17 protein-coding genes are annotated in these 20327 nt (G+C 71.7%); 6 read left to right on the plus strand and 11 right to left on the minus strand.

Annotation, left to right across the window (positions count from 1 at the left end; all coding sequences use genetic code 11):
* Nucleotides 1-95: 95 nt before the first annotated feature.
* On the plus strand, nt 96-1415 hold the full coding sequence (locus ACY34M_RS20065; protein ID WP_462722301.1) for a S28 family serine protease: 1320 nt from the start codon (nt 96-98) through the stop codon (nt 1413-1415).
* 11 nt (nt 1416-1426) lie between these two features.
* Here ACY34M_RS20065 and ACY34M_RS20070 read toward each other — a convergent pair whose 3' ends face one another.
* The 5 genes from ACY34M_RS20070 to ACY34M_RS20090 form a co-directional block, all read right to left on the minus strand.
* The gene (locus ACY34M_RS20070; protein ID WP_462722300.1) at nt 1427-2182 is read right to left on the minus strand and encodes a ferredoxin reductase; all 756 of its coding nucleotides are present in this window, start codon (nt 2180-2182) and stop codon (nt 1427-1429) included.
* Nucleotides 2175-2786, minus strand: coding sequence for a sulfite oxidase-like oxidoreductase (locus ACY34M_RS20075; protein ID WP_462722299.1), 612 nt, complete (start codon nt 2784-2786; stop codon nt 2175-2177). The genes ACY34M_RS20070 and ACY34M_RS20075 overlap by 8 nt, the downstream gene beginning before the upstream one ends.
* On the minus strand, nt 2783-4075 hold the full coding sequence (locus tag ACY34M_RS20080) for an amidohydrolase (protein ID WP_462722298.1): 1293 nt from the start codon (nt 4073-4075) through the stop codon (nt 2783-2785). The genes ACY34M_RS20075 and ACY34M_RS20080 overlap by 4 nt, the downstream gene beginning before the upstream one ends.
* Nucleotides 4072-4806 (minus strand): nucleoside phosphorylase, encoded by a 735-nt coding sequence (locus ACY34M_RS20085; protein ID WP_462722355.1) that lies wholly within the window; start codon nt 4804-4806, stop codon nt 4072-4074. The genes ACY34M_RS20080 and ACY34M_RS20085 overlap by 4 nt, the downstream gene beginning before the upstream one ends.
* 124 nt (nt 4807-4930) lie before the next feature.
* Nucleotides 4931-7126 (minus strand): FUSC family protein, encoded by a 2196-nt coding sequence (locus ACY34M_RS20090; protein WP_462722354.1) that lies wholly within the window; start codon nt 7124-7126, stop codon nt 4931-4933.
* A gap of 258 nt (nt 7127-7384) precedes the next feature.
* On the opposite strand from ACY34M_RS20090, the gene ACY34M_RS20095 reads away from it, so the two are divergent.
* A complete protein-coding gene (locus ACY34M_RS20095) occupies nt 7385-8677 on the plus strand; it encodes an alpha/beta hydrolase (protein WP_462722297.1) in 1293 nt (430 codons plus the stop codon).
* A gap of 69 nt (nt 8678-8746) precedes the next feature.
* Nucleotides 8747-9319: a transcriptional regulator gene (locus tag ACY34M_RS20100; protein ID WP_462722296.1), complete on the plus strand. Its 573-nt coding sequence runs from the start codon at nt 8747-8749 to the stop codon at nt 9317-9319.
* Between the two features lie 34 nt (nt 9320-9353).
* Here the strand turns inward: ACY34M_RS20100 and ACY34M_RS20105 are convergent, their stop codons facing one another.
* Entirely contained in the window at nt 9354-10232 is an 879-nt protein-coding gene (locus ACY34M_RS20105; RefSeq protein ID WP_462722295.1) for an SGNH/GDSL hydrolase family protein, read from the minus strand.
* 345 nt (nt 10233-10577) lie between these two features.
* Between ACY34M_RS20105 and ACY34M_RS20110 the strand changes: the two genes are divergently transcribed.
* Complete coding sequence (locus tag ACY34M_RS20110) at nt 10578-12971, plus strand: ATP-binding cassette domain-containing protein (protein ID WP_462722294.1); 2394 nt, start codon at nt 10578-10580, stop codon at nt 12969-12971.
* Between the two features lie 71 nt (nt 12972-13042).
* Here the strand turns inward: ACY34M_RS20110 and ACY34M_RS20115 are convergent, their stop codons facing one another.
* On the minus strand, nt 13043-13444 hold the full coding sequence (locus ACY34M_RS20115) for a hypothetical protein (RefSeq protein ID WP_462722293.1): 402 nt from the start codon (nt 13442-13444) through the stop codon (nt 13043-13045).
* Between the two features lie 380 nt (nt 13445-13824).
* Complete coding sequence (locus ACY34M_RS20120; RefSeq protein WP_422428666.1) at nt 13825-14610, minus strand: glucose 1-dehydrogenase; 786 nt, start codon at nt 14608-14610, stop codon at nt 13825-13827.
* Between the two features lie 115 nt (nt 14611-14725).
* On the opposite strand from ACY34M_RS20120, the gene ACY34M_RS20125 reads away from it, so the two are divergent.
* On the plus strand, nt 14726-15313 hold the full coding sequence (locus tag ACY34M_RS20125) for a TetR/AcrR family transcriptional regulator (RefSeq protein ID WP_462722292.1): 588 nt from the start codon (nt 14726-14728) through the stop codon (nt 15311-15313).
* Between the two features lie 166 nt (nt 15314-15479).
* Here the strand turns inward: ACY34M_RS20125 and ACY34M_RS20130 are convergent, their stop codons facing one another.
* The 3 genes from ACY34M_RS20130 to ACY34M_RS20140 form a co-directional block, all read right to left on the minus strand.
* Complete coding sequence (locus tag ACY34M_RS20130; protein ID WP_462722291.1) at nt 15480-17072, minus strand: MFS transporter; 1593 nt, start codon at nt 17070-17072, stop codon at nt 15480-15482.
* A 127-nt stretch (nt 17073-17199) separates the two neighbouring features.
* Nucleotides 17200-17676, minus strand: coding sequence for a MarR family winged helix-turn-helix transcriptional regulator (locus tag ACY34M_RS20135; RefSeq protein WP_462722290.1), 477 nt, complete (start codon nt 17674-17676; stop codon nt 17200-17202).
* 32 nt (nt 17677-17708) lie between these two features.
* Nucleotides 17709-18614, minus strand: a complete 906-nt coding sequence (locus ACY34M_RS20140; protein WP_462722289.1) for a LysR family transcriptional regulator — start codon at nt 18612-18614, stop codon at nt 17709-17711.
* Nucleotides 18615-18741: 127 nt separating this feature from the next.
* Between ACY34M_RS20140 and mdlC the strand changes: the two genes are divergently transcribed.
* Entirely contained in the window at nt 18742-20325 is a 1584-nt protein-coding gene (gene mdlC, locus ACY34M_RS20145; protein ID WP_462722288.1) for a benzoylformate decarboxylase, read from the plus strand.
* Nucleotides 20326-20327: the final 2 nt, after the last annotated feature.

A 20327-nucleotide genomic window follows, 5' to 3' on the forward strand; every position in this document is an offset into this window, starting at 1 on the left:
CGGGGCGAGTCCAACTCCGTTGTCGGCGCCAGGGGTTAAGGTCTCGGTCGGTGGATCACCGATCCACCGCACCGTTCCCTACCAGGGAGGCTCTCGTGCGCCTGCGCGCCATACCCACGCTGCTGCTGTCCGCCGCCCTCACGGCGGGCGCCCTCGCCGCCACCGCGGCACCGGCGACCGCCGCGCCCGCCTCGTTCGAGGACCAGCTCCGCGCCCTGCCCGGCGTGAGCGTCACCGGCGTCACCGACAAGGAGGGCTTCCCGCTCTACTCCCTGTCGATCACGCAGCCGGTCGACCACAACAGACCCGGCCTCGGCACGTTCCAGCAGCGCTTCACGCTCTGGCACAAGGCCAAGGACAAGCCCGTCGTCGTCTACACCGGCGGCTACGGACTGTCCTCCTCGACCCGCGAACCCACCACCCTGCTCGACGCCAACCAACTCAGCGTCGAGCACCGCTTCTTCGGCCCGTCCGTGCCCTCCGGCGGCACCCCCTGGGACAAGCTGACCATCCAGCAGGAGGCGGCCGACGAGCACGGCATCGTGAGCGCCGTGCGCCCCCTGTACGAGAAGACGTCGAAGTGGCTCGCGACCGGCGGCTCCAAGGGCGGCATGACGGCCACCTACCACTACCGCTTCCACCCCGAGGACTACGACGGGGTCGTCGCCTACGTCGCCCCGAACGACGCCAACAACGCCGACGACAGCGGCTACGAGGACTTCTTCAAGCGGGTCGGCACCAAGGAGTGCCGCGACGCGCTGGCCGCCGTGCAGCGCGAGATGCTCGCGCGCCGCGACACCCTGCTGCCCAAGTTCGAGAAGACCGCCGAGGACGAGGGCTACACCTTCACCAACACCCTCGGCACCACCGACCGGGCCTACGAGTTCGCCGTCCTCGACCAGGTGTGGAACTTCTGGCAGTCCGGCTCGGCCGACGACTGCCCCACCGTGCCCGACGCGAAGACCGTCTCCGACGACGAGCTCTACAAGTGGTCCCTCGGCCACGGCCTGTCCGTCTACGAGGACTCCACTCTCGGCCCCAACAGCACGGGCCCGTACTACCGGCAGGCCGCCGCGCAACTCGGCTGGGCCGACCTCAAGTTCAAGAACCTCAAGGGCGTCCGCCACTACCCGGACATCTACCAGCCGAACTCGGTGCTGCCCGCCGACATGCGCACCACGTACGACGGCGCCGTGGTCAAGGGCGTCGACAAATGGGTGCGCACGCAGTCGCAGCGCATGCTGTTCGTCTACGGGCAGAACGACCCGTGGAGCGCCGAGCAGTTCACGCCCAGCAAGCGCGACTCGTACAAGTACGTGGTGCCGGGCTCCAACCACGGGGCCCGCATCTCGGCGCTGCCCGCGAAGGAGCGGGACGCCGCGACGGCCACGATCAAGCGGTGGGCCGGCCAGTAGGCACGTGAGGGTCAGCCGAAGCGTTCGATGCGGATGCGGTCCACCGGCTGACCGAGGTCGACGAGGAGCCGCGAGGCGTGCTCGGCGAAGGAGTTGGAGCCGCACACGTACGCCTCCCACTCCGGCGCCCCCGCGCCGAAGCACGGCGCCAGATGGTCGGCCGCCAGGCGCCGGTGCTCGCCCTCACGGGTGAGCACCGGCGTCGTCTCGGCGCCGTACTCGTCCGCGTAGATCAGCTCGGCCCGCGTGCGCGCCGACACGAACAGGCGCAGCGGGACGGTCAGCCGGTGCTGCCTGTGGTGACGGATCATCGACATCAGCGGCACCACGCCCGACCCGGCGCCGAGCAGCAGCGCCGGCCGGTCGCCCGGCCACGCGAAGAATCCGCTGAGCGGGCCGCGCACCTCCACCTCGTCGCCGACCCGCGCCTCGCGGTGCAGAAAGCCGGAGACCTCGCCGTCCTCCACATGGTCGAGGGTCAGCTCGATGTGCCCCGAGTCGTCGGGGGCCGAGGCGAGCGAGTAATGGCGCTGGGCGGTGTACCCGTCCTCGGCGGTGAGCCGCAGCATCAAATGCTGGCCGGGCAGATGCCCCTGCCAGCCGGGCACCGCGAAGCGGAACGTCGACGCGTGCGCCGTCTCCCGGCGGACCTCGGTGAGCACGGCACGCTGCCACAGGGCGGCGCCCTGGCCGGCGGCGATGCGCCCCGGCACGGCGAACCGGGTCGGCGGGGTGAAGGCGGTGGTCTGCGGCACGGTCTCAGTCACCTGCGTATCGCTGTTCTTCCCACGGGTTGCCCCGCGCGTGGTACCCGTTCTGCTCCCAGAAACCGGGCTCGTCGTGGTCGAGCAGCCGCAGGCCCGCGACCCACTTCACGCTCTTCCAGAAGTACAGGTGCGGCACCAACAGACGGGCGGGCCCGCCGTGTTCGGTCGGCAGCGGCTCGTCCTCGTAGGTGAACGCGATCCACGCCCGGCCGCCCGTCACATCGGCGAGCGGCAGGTTCGCCGTGTAGCCGGTGTGCGAGTACGCCATGATGTGCGTCGCCCGCGGGGAGGGACGTACGGCGTCGAGGAACGTGTCGAGCGAGACACCACCGAAACGCACCCCGAACTTCGACCACGTCGTCACGCAGTGGATGTCCCCGCTGTACGTCGACGGGGGCAGCGCCCGCGCCTCCTCCCGGGTCCAGGTGCGGGGCTCGGCGACCAGGCCGTCGATCCGGAACGTCCAGTCCTCGGGGGCGAGACGCGGTGTCACCTCGGCGGACAGCACCGGCCAGTCGTCGCCCGCGTCGTACTGGCCGGGCGGCAGACCGGGGTTGTGGACGCGGGGGCGGCCGACGAAGCCGCGGGTGGCGTGGCCGTTCATACGAGGGCCTCCAGATCGGCGAGGACCGCGCTCTCGTCGAGCGTCGTGAGCGTACGGTCGCGCATCAGGACCCTGCCATCGACGACGGTGTCCCGCACGTCGGAGGCCTGCGCCGCGTAGGCGAGCATCGCGTACGGGTCGTGGCGCGGGGTGAGGTGCGGCCGGTTGGTGTCGAGGACCACCAGGTCGGCGCGCTTGCCGGGCTCCAGGGAACCCAGCCGGTCGCCGAGGCCGAGCGCGCGGGCGCCCTCGATGGTCGCCATCCGCACGGCCTGCTCGGCGCCCACCGCCGTCGGGTCGCCGCCCGCCTTGTGCACGAGCGCCGCCTGCCGCACGGCGCCCAGCATGTCCAGCGTGTTCGAGCTGACGGCGCCGTCCGTGCCGAGGCCGACCGTGACGCCCGCGCTCAGCAGCCGGGGGACCGGCGCGATGCCGCAGCCCAGCTTCAGGTTCGACACCGGACAGTGGGCGACCGAGGCCCCTGCGCGGGCGATGGCCGCGATCTCGCCGCCGGTCAGGTCGACGGCGTGCGCGAGCACCACGTCGGGCCCCAACAGGCCGAGGGATTCCAGGAGTTCCACGGGGCGCCTGCCGTGCGCCACCTCGACGCCCGCGACCTCCGCGGCGTTCTCCGCCGCGTGCAGGTGGATCAGCGCACCGAACTCGCGGGCCAGCGCGAAGCACTCGACGAGCTGTTCGGGGGAGAGGGTGTACGCGGAGTGCGCGAACAGGACCGGGCGCTCGCCCTCGGCGCGCGCCGCGAGGTCCCGGCGCGCCCACTCCATGCGCTCCTTGTACGGCCGACCGTCCGGCGGCCCGGGGACGTCCATGAACAGCGGCCCGGTGTGCAGCCGCCAGCCCGCCGCACGCGCGGCCTCCTCGGCGGCCTCGTGGAACCAGTACATGTCGAGCGCCGAGGTCACTCCGGCCCGCACGCTCTCCGCGACGGCGACGCGCACGGCGGCGGCCACGGTGCGCGGGTCGAGCAGGCGGGACTCCGCCGGCACGACACGGCCCAGGAACTCCTGAAGCGTCACGTCGTCGGCGGTGCCGCGCAGCAGCGTCATCGCGAGGTGGGTGTGCGTGTTGATCAGTCCGGGCAGCACCAGGGCCCCGGACGCGTCCAAGGTCTCCGTGGCGGTGTGCCGGGCGCGCAGCTCGTCGGCCGGGCCGACCGCCACGATCTCCCCGTCGCGCACGGCGACCGCGCCGTCGTCGAGCACGCTCGACGCGTCGTCGACGGTGAGGACGGTGCCGCCGTGGACCAGCAGATCGACGGACTCGGTCACAGTTGCTCCTCGGTCAGAATGCGCAGTGCCTCCAGGGCCACGACGCTGCCGCGCGCCACGCCCTCGGCGACGACCTCTCGGTGCGGGTCGTAGCCGCCAGTGCTTTCCCGGTCCACCAGCTCGTCGGCGTTCACGCCGTCGACGACGAGCACGGCGCCCGCGACGAGTCCGCGCAGCGACGCCGTGACGAACAGCGCGGACACCTCCATCTCGATCGCCGCGAGCCCCGCCCCGTCGTACTGGTTCAGCGGGATGAGTCCCGGCTGGAACGCGGCCCGCGTCCACACGAGGCCCCGGTGGTGCGGCGCCCCGGCCTCGCGTGCCGCCCGGGTCAGGGCGAGGACGGCCTCCGGCGTCGACACCGCGGGGTACTCGGCGGGCACCAACTGCCCGGTCACCCCGTCGTCGCGCACCGCCGCCTCGGCCACCACCAGATCGCCGTCGCCGATCCCCGGCCGCATCGCGCCCGCCGTACCGAACCGCACGAACGTCCCTACGCCGGCGTCCGCCAGCTCCTGGAACAGCAGGATCGCGCCGGGCCCGCCGACGCCGTGCGAGGCGACGACGACCGGCATGCCGTGCCACGTCCCGCTGAACGTGCGGTACTCGCGCCGGTACGACACCTCCACGGCATCGTCGAGCAGCGCGGCGACGGCCTCGGCGCGGGCCGGATCGCCCACGACGACGGCGCGCGGCGGCAGGCCCGTGCGCGGGACACCGGACAGCGGCATGCGGGGCGGGGAGTCTGGTACGGCGGCACTCACGCGGGGGCTCCAGTCGGCGCTCATCGAGGTGCAAAGACGTGATCCGATGATCGTATCCCCAGGTCGGAGCGGTTCCGAAGCCAGGCCCTCGCTATGTGCGCGGTCCCACAGACACGCCGAGCGGACGGGCCAGACCCGAGATTCCCTCGTCGAGCCGCTGGAGGTGACGCAGCACGCGGTAGGTCACGGTGTTCGCGGCCGGCACGCCCTGGCCGTCCGTCTCCAGCATCGCCGCGATGCTGGCACCGGCCTCCACGCTGCCCGCGGTGTCCTCGTCGTTCACCTGCGCCAGCAGCACATCGATGTTGTGCGCGATGCGCCGCGCCGCCCGGCCGAGCCGCGGATCGGCCGCCACGTGCTTGCTGTACGGGACCAGCTCGGCGGTCGCCGCCAGGGAACGCGCGTGGTACGCCGACGTCTCCAGGAGCGCCACCAGATAGCGCACGGTCTGCCGCCGCTCGCGCTGCGGCGCGATGGCGTGGGTCAGCGGCCTGGTGGAGGCCCGCAGGTCGTCCAGGGCGGTGTCCAGATCGCGCGCCCGGTCGAGCAGATCCGCGGCCGGACCACCACTGAGCTGCTCCACGGCGCCCGCGACGACGTCGCCGAGCCGCTCGAGGACGGTGGCGAGCAGCTCGTCGGTGCGACTGTCGGTACGCACCGGAAGCACCAGGATCGCCGCGATGATGCCGCAGGCCGCGCCGAGCGCCGTCTCCTCGATGCGCAGCACCAGCACGTCGAAGCTGTAGGTGTTCAGGAGTGTGTACAGCAGGCCGAGCATCGCGGTCACGAAGAACGACATCAGCGCGTACGACAAGGGCGCGGTGAAGAACGCGGCGAACACGCACAGCAGTACCAGGACGAACGCCAGCCACGTGTGATTGCCGACCGCTCCCGCGAGCAGCACACCGGCGAGGACGCCGAGCACCGTGCCGAGGACCCGGCGGTACCCCTTGATGACGATCTCGCCCGTGGAGGCGGTGTTGAGGAACACGACCCAGCAGGTCAGGACAGCCCAGTACCAGCGCTGGCTGGAGAGGAACTCGCCGCCGACGATCGCGAGACCGGAGCCGACCGCCACCTGGAACGCGGCGCGGGTGGTGGGCCGGTCGAGGCCCGAGCGGTCGTCCTCCTCCTCGCCGACCGCCTTCTCCGTGCTGGTCAGGGCGACGGTGCCGGTGATCGACATGTCCTCCGCCTCCAGCTCCTCGCGCGAACGCGTCGTGGCGGGGGAGTCGTCGGACTCGTCCTGCGGCCCGTCGAGCGCGATCCGCAGACCCATCACCGCGCGGGCCGCCTCACCGATGCCGCGGAACACGTCCTGCACGGCGAGCGTCGCACCCGGCGGCATGCGCTCCTCGTCGCGGTAGCCGAGCAGCCGGTTGCGGACGTGGGCGACGGCGGTGCCCCGGTTGGCCTCGGCGGGGCGCGCCACCATGAGGTGCAGGGCGCTCAGGTCACGGCGGAGCGTGGCCGTCGCCTCGTCCTCCTGGCGCAGCAGCTTGCCGAGGGCGGGCGCGGGCGCGTGCGGCAGGTGCAGCGTCAGGGTGTCGGCGCGCTCGGTGCTGCGCGCGTTCAGCAGCAGCATGCCGAGGCGCTCCGCGGAGATCTCGGCGTCGGCGATACGCCGCTGGATCAGCGAGGCGGTCGCCGCGTCCCCCGCACCGTCCTCCAGGCGCCCCTGGATCATCAGCGCGGTCTCGTGCAGCCGCGCCGTGTGGTGCCGCAGCTCGTTGAGTACGTCGTCCAGGTCCTCGGGCGCGGCGTCGAGCAGCCGGGTCTGCGCGATCACCAACTGTGCGAGCCGCGCCCGGAACGCGCCGCGCAGCCGCCCGAGCACGCGCTGCGGTGTCTCCGGCACCAGCGCGAAACGTGCCAGCGCACTGGAGAGGAAGGCCACGGCCAGCGTCCCGGCGAGCACCGGCAGTTGATCCACGGTCGCGTTCACGAACAGCGACACGAAGTAGACCTGGAAACCCATGAGCCCGAGGGCCGTGCCGCGGTCGCCGAACCGGCGGAAGTACACCGCGCTGAAGATCAGCGCGATGAAGAAGAGGTCACCCGCGACGACCTTGCTGTGCAGCAGCGCGCCGAGCGACACGGCAGCGAGCGCCACCGGGAATCCCCACGCGAGCGTGATCGCCTGTCCCCGCAGATTCTTCTCACGGATCGCGAAGGTGCTCACCATCGCGGACATCGCGCCCGCGACCATGTGCGTCACATCCGTGCCGATCAGCGCGAGCACGGCGAGCGTGAGCCCGATGGCCGCGACGATGCGCAGCCCCGCCATCAGGCGCAGCAGCCCCGGATCGGATGCGATGAAGCGGTCCCAGGTGTCCCTCGGCCGTCGCGCCACCAGTGTTCACTCCAAGATCAGTCCGTCGGCGTCGCCCCCGAGCATACGAGGAGGTGGGCGGGGCTTTGACGCGAGTATCGACAGGTGGACAGCGTGCGACCTGGCCACATGGTGACTTCTGGGGGATTGCCCCCGACACGAAGGGGCGCTGGCCGGATGGTGCGCCGGGCGCGGGGCCGTGAATCTTGCCGCATGAATGATCGCGGCACGATCTCGACGCGTGGACCGGCCCGGCGCGGCGTACTGGCGGCCGGTGCGGCCCTGTTGGCCTATGGTGCGGCGCCACCGGCCGTGGCCGACACCGCGCCACGGCGGGTGCGCCCGCGGCTGCCGGCGCCGAGCGGCCCGTACCCGGTGGGCAGGGTGACACTGCGCCTGGTGGACCGGGCCCGCCGCGACCCGTGGACATCCGCGGCCGCGCGGGAGTTGCTGGCCGACGTGCGGTATCCGGCGCGCACGGTGGCCGGACACGCACGGGCGCCGCAGCTGACGGCGCGGGAGGCGGCGGTCTTCGACCGGCTCAACAACTTCGCGGGCCTGCCCGCGGGCCGCGTCGACTGGGCGGCCACGCGCACCTTCGCCCACACCGCCGCACCCCTCGACCGCCGCGCGGCCCACCCCGTGGTCCTGTACTCGCCGGGCGTCCTCGATCCCCGCTCCCTGGGCACGACCCTCACGGACGATCTGGCGTCCCGCGGCTACGTCGTGATCGCCGTCGACCACCCCTACGACGTGTCGGCCGTGGAGTTCCCCGACGGGCGCGTGGTGGCCTCCCGCCTCCCGCAGGAGTTCGAGCGGGCCCAGCAGGCAGGCCCGGCCGCGGTGACCGCACTGCTGAAGAAGACGGCGGACGTACGGGTCGACGACGCCCGCTTCGTCCTCGACGTGGTCCAGCGGGCCTTCGCCACGCACCGGCTGCGCAGGGCGCCGATCGGCATGTTCGGGCAGTCCGCGGGCGGCTTCGCCGCGCTGCAGACCCTGCACGACGACGAGCGGCTCGCCGCCGCCGTCAATCTCGACGGAGTGCTCGCGTACGTCCAGGACGACCACGACGAGGGCCACCTGTCGACCGTCGCCGCCGAGGGCGTGGACCGGCCGGTGCTCCTGATGGGCAGCGAGGGCAACGACCGGACGAACGTCCCGTCCTGGCGCGAGCTGTGGCGGCACAGCGGCGGCTGGCGGCGCGACCTCACCCTGCGCGGCTCCCGGCACACCACGTACACGGACGCGACGACGCTGCTCCCGCAGATCGCGGCCCGCCTCGACCTGCCGCGCGAGACGCTGACGGAGTGGGTCGGCACGGTGCCCGCCACCCGCGCGGTCGCGGCCCAACGGGCGTATCTCGCGGCCTTCTTCGACCGCTGGCTGCGCGGCGGGGACGGCACGCTCCTCGACGCGCCCTCACCGGCATACCCGGAGATCGCCTTCGTCCGAGCGGGCCCGGCGGCGGGGCACGCGCGCGGGGAACGGCGGCACCGACGATGATCCGGTAGCCTCGAACCGCCCCACGGGGCACCGTGGTGAGGACGTGTCAGCACTGGATCGGGAGGCGCGGTGCCGGAGCGGAACATCGAGTTCGGGAAGCTGGGCGCGCAGGGTGTCAAGGGCCACGAGGCCGTCGCCCGGCAGCTCGACCGGCTCGCCGGATTCGTCGCCACGCCGGTCACCGCGCGCCGCGGACTGCTGGCCCGGCTGCACTACCTGACGCGCAGCGACCACGCGCGCGCCACGGCCCGCGCCGCCGGGCTCACGGTCACCGACCGCACGCTCAACGCCTGGCTCGCCGAGCGGCGCCGCCCCACCGCGAAGAACCTGGAGCGCATCGAGGCGGCCTACCGCACGGTGCGCCGGCAGAACGTCTCCCGCTACCTCCTGGGCCGGCTCAACCGCTCGGGTCGCGGCACGCGCGTGGAGATCCACCCGCTGAACCAGTCCCGGGTCGCGAGGCCCCAGCAGCGGGTGATCGAGTTCCGCTCGCTGAACGTGCGTCACTGGGACGCCGTCGTCGACGCCTGGGCCTCGGGCGACGACCGGGCCCTCGACGACGCGTGGGTGGAGCAGATCGTGGACCTGGGCTCGCAGTGGGGCTCGTACGAGTTCGTGACCAACGTGGGGTTCGCGGCCTGACGGGTCAGGCCGCGGCACTGCTCCGGGGCTCCGGTCAGCGCATCCCCAGCGCGCCCATCGTCGCGTCGGCCATCGCCGATTCGCCCAGCGCGTTCGGGTGCACGGGGACGAAGTTGGTGCCGAAGAGCGCCGGTTCGACCCAGCGGGTGCCGGACGGTTGGCAGGCGTCGTGGCCCTCGGAGGACTGGGAGAAGTCCACGTAGGTCGAGCCGGTCTCCTGCGCCGCGCGCCGCACCGCGTCGTTGAGGTGGGTCTGGATGTCGCGCACGTACGGCACGTCGCCGGACGCGATCGGCATCTTCGCGAAGCAGCCCTTCTGCGCGACCGCCGGCATGATCCACGGGTAGCCGAGGACGGCGACCCGCGCGTTCGGCGCCTTGTTCTTGACCGCCTGCAGCGCGGACTTCACCGCCGGATACGTCTTGGTGTCGACGGCGTCGCTGAACTTGTCGCCGTACAGGGTCTTGCACGGGTGGCCCTGGCCCGCGGACGCGACTCCCGCCGAGGCGCAGGCCAGGATCGTGCTGATGAACGTGTTGTTGTCGTTGCCGCCGATGGAGAGGGTCACCAGATCGGTGTCACCGTCGAGCGCGTCGAGCTGCGGAGCCACCCCCGGGTACTGGGCGCCGGCGAAGTCCTTCGTCTGCGCGCCGCCGCACGTCACGTCCTTGAGGTCGGCGCCGGTGCGCTTGGCGATGACATGGGGGTAGTTGGCCGTGGACCGGGCGCACAACGGGCTGGCCGTCGGGTCGAGCGGGAGCACCCCGGAAGCGGCGCTGTAGCTGTCGCCCAGGGCGGCGTAGGAGAGGGGCTCGGGGGCCGCGTGGGCCGGTGCGGCGAGGATGAGGAGGGCGGTTGCGCCGGTCGTGGCCGCAAGGGCGGTGAGTCTGCCGCTGGACGCGCGGTTCGCCATCTGGTGCTCCTTCGAAGCCTTCGGAACCTGCGAAACAGGGCCGGGGACGGCCAAGTTCCGTGTGAGGCAAGGGGGTTCAGCGCGCTGGTAGTTGAAGCTACCGACGAGTTTGAATTTGCGTCAATAGGCGTGCACGCGGTCGTGACCAGGGGAGAGTCGTGCAGCACCGGATTGTCAGTGGTGCTCGATAGCCTCACAGACGGATGACAGGTCCGTCGGCAGGCCGCCCCGGCGTGTTCACCGATTGCGGTGGCGGGGGCGGCGAGGACGGCGACAATCGAACACACCGAATCAGGCGACGCCGAGCACTCTCACAGGCTGCCGTGGACACCCGATGGAGACATGATGAGCAAGGTCGCGAGGACGGGAACCCCGTCGTCAACGTCGCACCCCGCCGACAGCCACGACCTGATCCGCGTGCACGGCGCGCGGGAGAACAACCTCAAGGACGTCAGCATCGAGCTGCCCAAGCGGCGCCTGACGGTGTTCACCGGCGTCTCCGGGTCGGGCAAGAGCTCGCTGGTGTTCGACACCATCGCCGCCGAGTCGCAGCGGATGATCAACGAGACGTACAGCGCCTTCCTCCAGGGCTTCATGCCGACGCTCGCGCGGCCCGAGGTCGACGTGCTGGACGGGCTGACGACCGCGATCACCGTCGACCAGCAGCGGATGGGCTCCGACCCGCGCTCCACGGTCGGCACGGCCACCGACGCCAGCGCGATGCTGCGCATCCTCTACAGCCGGCTCGCCAAGCCGCACATCGGCGGGCCCGGCGCGTACTCCTTCAACGTGGCCTCGGTCTCGGCCCAGGGCGGCTTCACCGTGGACCGCGGCGCCGACAAGACGAAGACGGAGAAGGTGTCCTTCAGCCGCACCGGCGGCATGTGCACCCACTGCGAGGGCCGGGGCACGGTCTCCGACATCGATCTGGCGCAGCTCTTCGACGACTCCAAGTCGCTGAACGAGGACCCGTTCACGATCCCCACATACACCGGGGACGGCTGGGTGGTGCGGGTCATCAGGGACTCGGGCTTCTTCGACCCGGACAAGCCGATCCGCACGTACACCAAGAAGGAGCGGCACGACTTCCTCCACCGCGAGCCCACCAAGGTCAAGATCAATGGTGTCAACCTCACCTACGAAGGCCTGATCCCGAAGATCCAGAAGTCCTTCCTCTCCAAGGACCGGGAGTCGATGCAGCCGCACATCCGGGCCTTCGTGGACAGGGCGGTCACCTTCCAGACCTGTCCCGACTGCGGCGGCTCCCGGCTCAGCGAGCTGGCCCGCTCCTCGAAGATCAAGCGGAAGAGCATCGCGGACCTCTGCGCGATGGAGATCAGAGACCTGGCCGAGTGGGTGCGCGGCCTCGACGAGCCGTCGGTCGCGCCGCTGCTCGCCAAGCTGCGGCACACCCTTGAGTCGTTCGAGGAGATCGGCCTCGGCTATCTCTCCCTCGACCGCGCGGCGGGCACCCTGTCGGGCGGCGAGGCGCAGCGCGTCAAGATGATCCGCCACCTCGGCTCCTCGCTCACCGATGTCACGTACGTCTTCGACGAACCCACCATCGGCCTGCACCCGCACGACATCCAGCGGATGAACAACCTGCTGCTGAGGCTGCGGGACAAGGGCAACACGGTGCTCGTCGTGGAGCACAAGCCGGAGGCCATCGCCATCGCCGACCATGTCGTGGACCTCGGCCCCGGCGCGGGCACGGGCGGCGGCAGCGTCTGCTTCGAGGGCACCGTCGAGGAGTTGCGCGCGAGCGACACCATCACCGGGCGCCACCTCGACGACCGGGCAGCGGTCAAGGACGCCGTGCGCGAGCCCACCGGCAAGCTCGCGATCCGCGGGGCGAGCGCGCACAACCTCCGGGACGTCGACGTCGACATCCCGCTCGGGGTGCTCACGGTGGTCACCGGTGTCGCGGGCTCCGGTAAGAGCTCGCTCGTGCACGGCTCCATCCCCACCGACGAGGGCGTGGTGGCGGTCGACCAGACCCCGATCCGCGGCTCGCGGCGCAGCAACCCGGCGACGTACACCGGTCTGCTCGACCCGATCCGCAAGGCCTTCGCGAAGGCCAACGGCGTGAAGCCCGCCCTGTTCAGCGCCAACTCGGAGGGCGCCTGCCCGACCTGCAACGGCGCGGGGGTCGTGTACACGGACCTCGGCATCATGGCGAGCGCCGCCGCCACCTGTGAGGAATGCGACGGCAAGCGGTTCGAGGCGTCGGTGCTCGACTACCGCTTCGGGGGCAAGGACATCAGCGAGGTCCTCGAGATGCCGGTGACCGAGGCGGTGGAATTCTTCGGGGAAGGGGAGGCGCGCACCCCGGCCGCGCACAGGATTCTTGAGCGGCTCGAGGACGTCGGGCTCGGTTATCTCACCCTCGGCCAGCCGCTGACCACGCTCTCCGGTGGCGAGCGGCAGCGGCTCAAGCTCGCCGTGCACATGGCCGACAAGGGGGGTGTCTACGTCCTGGACGAGCCGACCACGGGTCTGCACCTGGCGGACGTCGAGCAACTGCTCGGGCTGCTCGACCGGCTCGTGGACTCCGGCAAGTCGGTCATCGTCATCGAGCACCACCAGGCGGTGATGGCACACGCCGACTGGATCATCGACCTGGGGCCCGGCGCGGGACACGAGGGCGGCAAGGTCGTCTTCGAGGGGACGCCCGCCGACCTCGTCGCCGACCGTTCCACCCTCACCGGCGAACACCTGGCGCAGTACGTGGGCGCCTGACCGGACGCCGTCGGCCCGTGGGGGAGGGCCGCGGCAAATGCGCCGACCGGGAGGGCCGGCCGCAGTGGCGGTCAGCCCTCCTGCGTCGGCTCCTGGGGCTGCTGGGGCTGGAAGGCCTTCGGGAACTGCGGAGCCTGCTCGTCCTGCGCCGGGGCGCCGGACTGAGGCTCCTGCCGGCCGGTGAAGCCCTGCGGGGCCTGCTGGTCCGGGCGGGACGGCAAGGCCTGCCGGTCCTGGAAGGCCGGCGGCGTCTGCTGCTCCTGGAAGGACGGAGCGGCCTGCTGGTCCTGGAAGGGCTGCGGGGGCTGGGGAGCCTGCTCGGCTCTGGGGGCTTCCGCGTGCCCGAAGTCGAGCACGCCCTCCGCGGTGCGCTCGGCCTTGTGCGCGGCCTCACGCGCGTCGGCGAGCACATCACCGTGCTCGTCGACGAGTCGGTCGTAGATGGGCGCCGGGGCAGTAGACGGTGCGGGCACGGGAAGAGCTCCTGGTCGTCGAGGTCTAGATGCCACCCTGTGGGTGAACAAAAGGGGACCCTACGTCGATCAGGTGACGTGGGTACATCCGGGGTGGGGTTGAGAGGCCGAAGTCTGTAACCACTGGTAAGGGCGACAACGGTGTCGAGCCCGCGGGATCCCCCTGAGCGCCGGGCGGCCCGACGGCCGGAAGCGGGCGCTGTACCGGCGGATCGCCGGGCTCGCGCCCGCCTGCGCGGGAACCGGGCCGCGCGACGTGCTCGTCACTGTCACCGAGAACCGGTCGATCGACCGGTCGTCCGGCGACGGTGTCGCCCCGTACGCGCCGGCCGAGGTGGACGGCCGGCGCTGAACCGCCGGTCATCCCGGCAGGGCGGTCCTCAGTACTGCTCGGACTGGCCGCCGTCGATCGGGACGACCGTGGCGTTGATGAAGGACGCCTCGTCGGAGAGCAGGAAGGCCACCAGGTTCGCGACCTCCTCGGGACGCCCGAAACGCTTCATCGGGTTGGTGCTGACGAACTGGCGGCCGGCCTCCTCCCAGTTCACCGGGTCGAGCTGCTTGAGGGAGCCCTCGACCATGGGCGTCATGATCGCGCCGGGCGCGATGGCCTTCACCGTGATGCCGAAGCGGCCGTACTCCACACCCGAGTTGCGGGTCAGGCCCACGACGCCGTGCTTGGCGGCGGCGTAACCGGACTGGTTGCCCACACCGCGGATGCCGCCCACGGAGGCGGTGTTCACGACGGTGCCGCTGCCCTGCTCGCGCATGACGGCGAGCACGTGCTTGAGGCCGAGGAAGACGCCCCGCAGGTTGATGTCGACGACGCGCTGGAACTCGTCGCTCCCGAACTCCTCGGTGAGGTTCTGCTTGCCCTCGATGCCGGCGTTGTTGAAGAAGGCGTCGATCCGGCCGTAGGCCCGCGTGGTCTCGGCCACGTAGCGCTCGACCTCCGCCTCGTCGCTGACATCGGCGGTGAGCGTCAGGACCTCGGCGCCCGGCGTGGCCTTCTCGATCTCGGCCGCGCTCTGCGCGAGCCCTTCCGCGTTCACGTCGACGAGCGCGAGCTTCGCGCCCTCGGCCGCGACCCGCAGCGCGGCGGACCGGCCGAGACCCGAGCCGCCACCGGTGATGAGGACGACCTTGCCGTCGAACCTGTTGTTCATTGCGGACCTCCTGAGGGGACTGTGTCGCGGTCCGCCGTCGGCCGACGGGCCTGTCACTATTCTTAGACGATACGTACTGTCTAGAAATTCCCGTACGCGGGGATCGGAGCGAGGCATGGACGAGTCGACGGCCCCGCGTCCCAGGCGTGGGCGCTACCGGGACCCGCAGGCGCACGCCGCGGTGCTGAGCGCCGCGCGCGAGCTCGTCGCCGAGCTCGGCTATCACAAGGTCACGATGGAGCGGATCGCCGCTCGCGCCGGCGTCGCCAAGATGACCCTCTACCGCTGGTGGCCCAACAAGGCGGCGGTGATCACCGAGGCCGTCACCGACCAGCTGGCGCCGGGCCCGCTGCCGGACACCGGCTCCGTGTGCGAGGACGCCCGGGCCCACATCACCGACCTCGTCCGCACGCTGACACTGCTCGGTGACCCGAGCGTCGTTGCCGGTGCGCTCGTCGAGCGCGGCGAGGCGGGCCGCGCGGAGCTGCGGGATCTCCTGGTGGCCTGGAGCGAGCCGGGGGCCGAGCTGCTGCGGCGCGGGATCGCTCGGGGTGAGCTGCCCGCCGACCTCGACGCGGGGGCGGTGATCGACAGCTGGCTCGGCTACGCGCTGTACCGGGTGGTCTTCCTGGAGAGCGCGCCGAGCGAGGCCGATCTGGCCGGTCTCGTGGACGCGCTGCCGTACACGGATCGCAAGGCCTGACGGCCCCAACCACACTCCACGTTCGAGTGGTTGGCTGGATGTGGCTCACCGGAGACAGGTCGCTCGGCGTGGTCGACGTGCTGGGGACGGCCTTCGGTGGGCCGGTGGCTGCGACGCTGCTGATCGAGTCGGCGCCCACGTACTTCGGTGGGCGCCGACCGCGATGTCAGTGCTGTGCCGGTGCGGTCCTGCGCAGCCCGGCCGCGGCGAGGACGGCGCCGAGCACGCACAGCACACCCGTCACGGTGAGCGCGGCGTGGACGCCGTTCATGAAGGCCTGGCCACTGCCCTCCACCACGGCTGCCTGCAGCCGCTCCGGCATGTCACCGGAGACCGGCGCCACGCCCATGGCCACGGCATCCTGTGCCCCGGTCAGACCGTTCGCGACGCGGTCCGGGACACCCGCCGACGTCAGTTCGCCGACGAGCGAGGAACCGACCCGGCTGCTGATCAGGGACACCAGGACCGAGGTGCCGAGCGCGCCACCGATCTGCAGCGATGTGGCCTGCAGACCACCCGCCACACCGCCGTCCTCGACCGGGGCCTGCCCCACGATCGCGTCGGACGAGGCGGCCAGCACCATGCCGACACCGAGGCCGAGCGCGATGAACGGAGGCCACATCGTCGCGTACGACGAACCGGTGTCCCACGTCAGCATCCCGAACATGGCGGCGGCCTGGAGCAGCATGCCGAGCGGCATCGCGACGCGCGCCCCGCGCTTCTGCGTCAGCGCCGCGCCGAGCGGCGACGCCACCAAGGAGGCGAGGCTCAGCGGCAGCGTGCGCACACCCGCCTCGACGGGCGTGAAGCCACGCACGTTCTGGAGGTAGAGCATCACGAAGAAGATCACACCGAGCATCACGAAGAAGTTGAGCGCGGTGATGATCGTGCCGATGGTCAGGGCACGGCTGCGGAACAGACGCATCGGCAGCAGCGGGTGCGCGAGCCGCTTCTCGTAGAGCCCGAAACCCACCAGGATCAGCATGCCGACGGCGATCGCACCCAGCGTGCCGGCGGAGGCCCAGCCCCACGTCTCTCCCTTGACGACGCCGAAGACGACGCACAGCAGGCCGAGCGCGAGCAGCACGACACCGAGCACGTCGAAGCGCTGCCGCGCGGCCGACGCCCTGCTCTGGGGGAGGACGGCCGCGCTCACGATCAGCGCGACGACACCGATGGGGGCGTTGATGTAGAAGACGGACTCCCAGGTGACGTGCTCGACCAGCAGACCGCCCACGATCGGGCCGAGCGCGGTGGACACGGCGGAGACCATGGCCCAAATGCCCACGGCCATACCGAACTTGCGCGGCGGGAACGTCGCGCGCAGCAGACCGAGCGTGTTCGGCATCAGCAGACCGCCGAAGAAGCCCTGCACGGCGCGGAAGACGATGACGCCGGTGACCGACCCGGACAGGCCGATGGCGACGGAGGCGAGCACGAACCCGGTGACGCCCACCATGTAGTAGGTGCGCCGCCCGAACCGGTCGCCGAGTTTGCCGCCGAGGATCAGGGAGGCCGCGAGCGCGAGCAGATAGGCGTTGGTGACCCATTGCAGATCGGCGGTCGACGCGTCGAGCGCGCGACCGATCTCCGGGTTGGCGATCGCCACCACGGAGGCGTCGAGCTGGACCATGAACAGCCCGAACGCGACGGCGATGAGCGTGAGCCACGGATTGGCCCGCCTGCCGTGAGGGGCGACCGGAGCGGCCGGTGCGGGGTGCGAGGGCATGCGTGAGCGATCCACGTCGGTGGATGACATGAAGGGATGGCCTTGTCTTGTGCGATGACGGAAGAGGTGACAACAGAGCCACCCCCGGCGGCGGGAGGGCCGGCACGGGGGAGTGGAGAGGGCTCTGCGGGAAAGCGGGAAAGAAGGCGGGCAGGTACTAGACCTGCGGCGACGGGTGCAGAGCCCGCGTCAGGGACTCCAGCGCGCCGAGCGCCGAACCGAGCGCGTCCAGCTCGCCGTCGTTGAGGGATTCGAGGGCCTGCGCGAGATGCCTGCCCTCCAGGCCGCGCACCTCGGCGAGTTCACGCCGGGCGCGCGCCGTCGGGTACAGATGGGCGATCCGCTTGTCGGCACGGTCCTGCCGGCGCTCCAGGAGCCCCTGACGGGTGAGCTGCGAGACGATCGCACTCACATTGTTCGGCCGCATCAGCAGCGCGTCCGCGGCCTCGCGCACGGTGGCGCCCTCCTGCTGCGTGACGAACCGCAGCAGCGCGATCTGGCCCTCCGGCGGCTTGGGCCCCGCGAAGTCCTGCCCGACCCGCCGGTCGAGCGCCCGGTTCAGCGCAGGCAGGGATGCGGCGAGGGCACCGGCCACTCGCTCGACGTCCTGCTCGAAGGCGCGGGAATCAGGCATGAAGGAAAGGTAAGTCCGACAAGATAGGTATGTCAAAGGATGTATGTGGCGAGAGTCTCCCGCATGAAGTCCACCAGCCAGTGCTGCGCCGGAGTGCGGGCGTGCGCGTGCCGGGCGTAGACCGCGACCTGCGCCGGTTCGATGTCGATCGGAAGCTCCAGCAGCCGCACCCGGTGGTCGGCGGCGAACATGCGGGCCACCAGCCGCGGCGCCACCGCCACGAGTTCGCTGTCCTGGATGAGGTACGGCAGACCCGCGAACCGGGTGACGTCGAGCACCACGCGGTGCAGCAGACCGTGCGCCTCCAGGGCGCGGCGCGGCCCCTCGTGCCCGGCGGGCCCTGAGACCGTCACATGCTGTTCGGCGCCGAGCGCGGCGAGGTCCACGGAGTGGCCGCGCAGCCGTGGATGGTCGCGGGCCACCACGGCGACGTATCCCTCGGAGAACAGCGGGGTCCGCTCCACCCGCGGCGAGCCGAGCGGTGTCGAGGCGATGAACGCGTCGATCTCCCCGCGGCCCAACTGGTCGGCGGCGCCCCGGATGTCGAGCGGCCGCACCGTGAGCGTGGTGCCCGGCGCCTGTCGCGGCAGCGCTGCCATCAGCCGCGGCAGCAGAGCCACCTCGCCCAGGTCGGACAGGCACACCGTGAACGCGGCGCGCGCCGTGGCCGGGTCGAAGGAGCGCGCACCGCTGACCGTCGTCTCGATCTCCGAGAGGGCGCCGCGCAGCGGTTCGTACAGGGCGCGGGCCGTGGTCGTCGGGGCGAGACCCGCGCCCGTGCGCCGGAACAGCTCGTCGTCGAAACGGCGGCGCAGCTTCTGCAGCCCGTAACTCACGGTCGGCTGGGTCACGTGCAGGGCCTCGGCGGTCGCCGTCACGCTTCTGGTCTCGTAGAGCAGCACGAAGGTGCGCACGAGATTGAGGTCGAAGTCCCGCATGATCCGTCAGTCTACGAGGCGTGATATCGATCCTGTCTATGAAGCGAGTAGGCAACATTGATTGGAGCGCGGTCGGCTTTATTTCTAGGCTCAACCACATCACCCCCGGTCAAGGAGGAGCCCGCGCATGCCGACCGCACGCCGCATCGCCCACGCCTTCCTGGAGCGCCAGGGCCTGACCACGATCTTCGGGAACCCGGGCTCCAACGAACTGCCCTTCCTGGCCGGGCTCCCGGACTCCTTCCGCTACGTCCTCGGCCTGCACGAAGGCGTCGTCGTCGGCATGGCCGACGGACACTCCCAGGTCACCGGACGTCCGGCGCTGGTGAACCTGCACGCCGCGGCCGGTTCCGGCAACGCGATGGGCGCGCTCACCAACGCCGTGTACGCGCGCTCCCCGCTGGTGCTCACGGCTGGCCAGCAGGTGCGTTCCGCGATCGGCCCGGAGGCGATGCTCGCCAACGTCGACGCCCCGCAGCTGATGCGCCCGCTCGTCGGCCACTCCGCCGAACCGGCCTGCGCCGCCGACGTCCCCCGCTCCCTCGCCCAGGCGGTCTTCGAGGCCGAACTGCGGCGCAGGCCGAGCTATCTCTCCGTGCCCTACGACGACTGGGACGCCGACCTCGCACCGCAGGCCTCCGAGGTCCTGGAGCGGCGCGTGCGCCGCGGGCTCGTCCCGGACGAGGCGGAACTCGACGACCTCGTGCGGGAGGTGGGCGCCGCCCGCAATCCCGTGCTCGTGCTCGGCGGTGACATCGACGCCGCCGGACTCTTCGACCGGGCCGTGGCCTGCGCCGAACACCTCGACCTGCCGGTGTGGATCGCCCCCTCGCCGCACCGCCTGCCGTTCCCCAACCGGCACCCGCTGCTGCGCGGTGTGCTGCCCGCCGGAATCGGCTCCGTGTCCTCCGCGCTGGCCGGGCACGACCTTGTCCTCGTCGTCGGCGCGCCCGTCTTCCGCTACCACCAGCACGTGCCGGGACCGTATCTGCCGGACGGCGCCCGGCTCATCCATGTCACCGACGACGCGGACGCCGCGGCCCGCGCGCCGATGGGGGAGGCACTGGTGGCCGACCCCGGCCCGGTTCTCACCGCCTTGCTGACCCGGCTCCCCGAACGGGCAAGCGGGCCAGGGGAGTTCACGACCCCACCCGAACCCGCCACCGCTCCCGGCGGCGCCCTCCATCCCGAGGAGGTGTTCGCCGCCCTCCGCGACACCCAGCCGCCCGACACCCGCTACGTCGTCGAGTCGACCTCCACCAACGGCGCCTGGTGGCGGCAGATGGACCTGCGTCACCCCGGCTCCTACTTCTTCCCGGCGTCCGGCGGGCTCGGCTTCGGGCTGCCCGCCGCCGTCGGCGCGGCGATGGGCGACCCCGGCCGGCCGGTCGTCGCGGTCGTCGGCGACGGCTCCGCCAACTACGGGATCACGGCGCTGTGGAGCGCCGCCCACTACCGGGTGCCGGTCACCTTCGTGATCCTGCGCAACGGCACGTACGGCGCGCTGCGCTGGTTCGGAACGCTGCTCGACACACCGGACGTACCGGGAACCGAGATCCCCGGCCTCGACTTCACCGCGCTCGCCGCGGGCTACGGGGTGCCCGCCACCGCCGTGACCGACCTCGCCGATCTGCGCGAGCAGTTGAAGCAGACCGCGACCGACGGGCCCCGCCTCGTCCAGGTCGACACCCACCCCACCACACCGGAGTGAAC

This window comes from Streptomyces sp. EDA2-14, from assembly GCF_054963755.1.

Excerpts from the sequence above, each read along its gene's own strand:
- ACY34M_RS20090 (WP_462722354.1), bottom strand. The coding sequence starts at position 7,126 with ATGGCGGGGCTGCGCATCGTCGCGGCCATCGGGCTCACGCTCGCCGTG.
- ACY34M_RS20130 (WP_462722291.1), bottom strand. The coding sequence starts at position 17,072 with ATGTCATCCACCGACGTGGATCGCTCACGCATGCCCTCGCACCCCGCA.
- mdlC (WP_462722288.1), top strand. The coding sequence starts at position 18,742 with ATGCCGACCGCACGCCGCATCGCCCACGCCTTCCTGGAGCGCCAGGGC.
- ACY34M_RS20125 (WP_462722292.1), top strand. The coding sequence starts at position 14,726 with ATGGACGAGTCGACGGCCCCGCGTCCCAGGCGTGGGCGCTACCGGGAC.
- ACY34M_RS20110 (WP_462722294.1), top strand. The coding sequence starts at position 10,578 with ATGAGCAAGGTCGCGAGGACGGGAACCCCGTCGTCAACGTCGCACCCC.
- ACY34M_RS20095 (WP_462722297.1), top strand. The coding sequence starts at position 7,385 with ATGAATGATCGCGGCACGATCTCGACGCGTGGACCGGCCCGGCGCGGC.
- ACY34M_RS20075 (WP_462722299.1), bottom strand. The coding sequence starts at position 2,786 with ATGAACGGCCACGCCACCCGCGGCTTCGTCGGCCGCCCCCGCGTCCAC.
- ACY34M_RS20135 (WP_462722290.1), bottom strand. The coding sequence starts at position 17,676 with ATGCCTGATTCCCGCGCCTTCGAGCAGGACGTCGAGCGAGTGGCCGGT.
- ACY34M_RS20140 (WP_462722289.1), bottom strand. The coding sequence starts at position 18,614 with ATGCGGGACTTCGACCTCAATCTCGTGCGCACCTTCGTGCTGCTCTAC.
- ACY34M_RS20105 (WP_462722295.1), bottom strand. The coding sequence starts at position 10,232 with ATGGCGAACCGCGCGTCCAGCGGCAGACTCACCGCCCTTGCGGCCACG.
- ACY34M_RS20120 (WP_422428666.1), bottom strand. The coding sequence starts at position 14,610 with ATGAACAACAGGTTCGACGGCAAGGTCGTCCTCATCACCGGTGGCGGC.
- ACY34M_RS20085 (WP_462722355.1), bottom strand. The coding sequence starts at position 4,806 with ATGCCGCTGTCCGGTGTCCCGCGCACGGGCCTGCCGCCGCGCGCCGTC.